Source organism: Archangium sp. (genome assembly GCF_036389735.1).
Lineage (GTDB): Bacteria > Myxococcota > Myxococcia > Myxococcales > Myxococcaceae > Archangium.
This window is the reverse complement of the sequence record NZ_DASVWK010000010.1, coordinates 1-2857: the sequence shown is the minus strand read 5'-3', so window position 1 is coordinate 2857 and position 2857 is coordinate 1. Positions and strand designations below refer to the sequence as shown.

Here is a 2857-nt window from a genome sequence, read left to right as displayed (position 1 = left end):
ACACGAAGGGCGGCGCCACGGAGATCTCCACCCGCTCCCCCGGCACCGAGGCCACCAGCCCCTTGAGCTCCCGCGCCAGCGCGAGCGTCTCGGGGACGGTCTTGTTCATCTTCCAGTTGCCGGTGATCAGCTTCCGTCGCGCCTGTGCCATGGGGACTCCCTCACGAGGTGTTGCGGTGCGGTGGACTACTTGGTCTCCAGCGCCTTCACGCCCGGCAGCTCGCGGCCCTCGAGGAACTCCAGCGAGGCGCCGCCGCCGGTGGACACATGGCTGAGCTTGGTGGCCATCCCCATCTCGTTGACGGCCGCGGCGCTGTCGCCACCGCCCACGATCGTCACCGCGTCCTTGTTGGCGGCCATGGCCATGGCCACGTCCCGCGTGCCGGCGGCGAACTTCTCCACCTCGAACATGCCCATGGGGCCGTTCCACACCACCGTCTTCGCGCCGCGGATGTGCTGGGCGTACATGGCCCGCGTCTTCGGGCCGATGTCCAGGCCCATCACGTCGACGGGAATCGCCCGATCCGCCACCTCGCGCACCTGGCCCTTGTCCGAGGGCTCGGTGCCGCAGATGTGATCGATGGGCAGCACCAGCGACGTCTTCAGCCGCTGCGCCGCCTCCAGCATGCGCGTGGCCAGCGACAGCTTGTCCTCCTCCACGCGGCTCTTGCCCACTTCAATCCCCTGCGCCTTGAGGAAGGTGTACGCCATGGCGCCGCCGATGAGCAGCGCGTCCACCTTGGGCAGCAGGCTCTCGATGACCTTGATCTTGTCGCTCACCTTGGCGCCGCCCAGGATGGCCACGAAGGGCTTGACCGGGTTCTTCAGCGCGCCGCCCAGGTAGTCCAGCTCCTTGCGCATCAGGAGGCCGGCGCCCTTCTCCTTCACATGGGGCACCATGCCCGCGGTGGAGGCATGGGCGCGGTGCGCGGTGCCGAAGGCGTCGTTGATGTAGACGTCGGCGAAGGAGGCCAGCTCACGCGCGAAGGCGTCGTCGTTGGCCTCCTCTTCCTTGTGGAAGCGCAGGTTCTCGAGCATGAGCACCTGCCCTTCCTTGAGGTCCTTCACCAGCTTGCGCACGCCGTCGCCCACGCAGTCGTCGGCGAGGAGGACCTCGTGCTTGGCGCCGAGCAGCTCACTGAGGCGGCTGGCGGCCGGCTCCAGGGAGAGCTTCGGGTCGGGACCCTTGGGGCGCCCGAGGTGGGAGGCCAGAATCACCTTCCCGCCCAGCTCCAGCGCGCGACGGATCGTCGGCAGCGCCTCGCGGATGCGGGTGTCATCGGTGATGCGCTTTCCCTCCAGGGGAACGTTGAAGTCCACCCGGATGAAGACGCGCTTGCCGGTGAGCTGCATGTCGTCGATGTAGCGGATCATCTCGCTTCTCCCACTCGGAACGCCCGTTGGACTGCCTGACTAGATGCCCTTGGAAGCGAGGAACTTCGCCGTATCCACCATGCGGTTGGAGAAGCCCCACTCGTTGTCGTACCAGGCCATCACCTTGAGCAGGTTGTCGCCCATGACCATGGTGTTGGTGGAGTCGAAGATGGAGGAGTGCGGGTTGCCGTTGTAGTCGATGGAGACGGTCTGCTCGTCGTTGTACTGGAGCACGCCCTTGAGCGGGCCCTCGGCGGCGGCCTTGAAGGCGGCGTTGACGGCATCAACGGTGACGGGCTTGCTCGTCACCACGCTCAAGTCCACCAGGGACACGTTCGGGGTGGGCACGCGCACGGCCATGCCGTGCATCTTGCCCTTGAGGGCCGGGAGCACCTCACCGATGGCCTTGGCGGCACCGGTGGAGGAGGGAATCATCGACAGCGCGGCGGCGCGGGCGCGGCGCAGGTCCTTGTGCGTCAGGTCCAGGATGCGCTGGTCGTTGGTGTAGCTGTGGATGGTGGTCATCACGCCCTTCTCGATGCCGAAGTTCTCCAGCAGCACCTTGCCCAGCGGCGCCAGGCAGTTGGTGGTACACGAGGCGTTGGAGAGGATGTGGTGCTTCTTCGGATCGTACTGGTCGTGGTTGATGCCGTAGGCGATCGTCAGGTCCGGGCCCTTGGCCGGCGCGGAGATGATGACCTTCTTGGCGCCCGCGTTCATGTGCTTGGCGGCATCGTCGCGCTCGGTGAAGCGGCCGGTGCACTCCATGACGATGTCGGCGCCCATGGACTTCCAGGGCAGCGCGGTGGGGTCCTTCTGCGCGGTGACGGCGATCTCCTTGCCGTCGATGATGATGGACTTGTCCGTGGCCTTCACGGTGCCGTGCCACATGCCGTGGACGGAGTCGTACTTGAACAGGTGCGCCAGCGCGGCCGGCTCATCGAGGTCGTTGATGGCGACGAAGTCGAGCTCTTCCTTGCGGCTCAGCGCCGCGCGAAGGACGCAACGGCCGATACGACCGAACCCGTTGATGGCAATCTTGGTGGCCATGTCACAGTCTCCTTAGAGGTGAACAGCACACGGCGGGCCGCACGCTTGCCCGTCGTGGGAAAGGGCGGCCGACCGTAGGCATGTGCTTCACGCGAGTCAACGCTCAGTAAAGGCAGATCGACGACCCGTGCGCCGTAGCTGAACAGTCAGCAGCACCAACAGCCATGCAACCGACGCGGTTCCCTCGCTCGCCCGGCAGCCACAGCCCGTGTCCGGGTTTTCGTAGGACGTGGGGATGGGGTCCAGCATGCAGGCCGTGGAGGTCGAGGGGCTCCCCATGTCCGCATCCGGGGGCAGGAGCTCCTCTCCAACAGGCGGCGTGGGGGGTGAGGCCAGCACACCCGCGCGTGAGAGGAAGGCCCCCATGAGCCAGGCGCGACGCGAGGGGCTGACGATGCCCTCGAAGGGCACGCTCAGGAAGAGCACCTGCCCG

The 2857-nt window shown here is 66.7% G+C and carries 3 protein-coding genes and 1 pseudogene; all 4 read right to left on the bottom strand.

The genetic code is table 11. From position 1 onward, the window contains the following. Window positions 1-151: triose-phosphate isomerase (locus VF794_RS00240; protein WP_331106514.1), on the bottom strand; the 151-nt coding region annotated here is incomplete at its 3' end. 35 nt (window positions 152-186) lie between these two features. Next, window positions 187-1374, bottom strand: a complete 1188-nt coding sequence (locus VF794_RS00235) for a phosphoglycerate kinase (protein ID WP_331106512.1) — start codon at window positions 1372-1374, stop codon at window positions 187-189. A 39-nt stretch (window positions 1375-1413) separates the two neighbouring features. Further along, window positions 1414-2424 carry a type I glyceraldehyde-3-phosphate dehydrogenase gene (gap, locus tag VF794_RS00230; RefSeq protein WP_331106510.1) on the bottom strand — a complete coding sequence of 337 codons (1011 nt, stop codon included), beginning with the start codon at window positions 2422-2424 and terminating at the stop codon, window positions 1414-1416. A gap of 96 nt (window positions 2425-2520) precedes the next feature. Further along, window positions 2521-2857: pseudogene (locus VF794_RS00225) on the bottom strand (N-acetylmuramoyl-L-alanine amidase); the annotation flags it as partial.

Excerpts from the sequence above, each read along its gene's own strand:
- VF794_RS00235 (WP_331106512.1), bottom strand. The coding sequence starts at position 1,374 with ATGATCCGCTACATCGACGACATGCAGCTCACCGGCAAGCGCGTCTTC.
- gap (WP_331106510.1), bottom strand. The coding sequence starts at position 2,424 with ATGGCCACCAAGATTGCCATCAACGGGTTCGGTCGTATCGGCCGTTGC.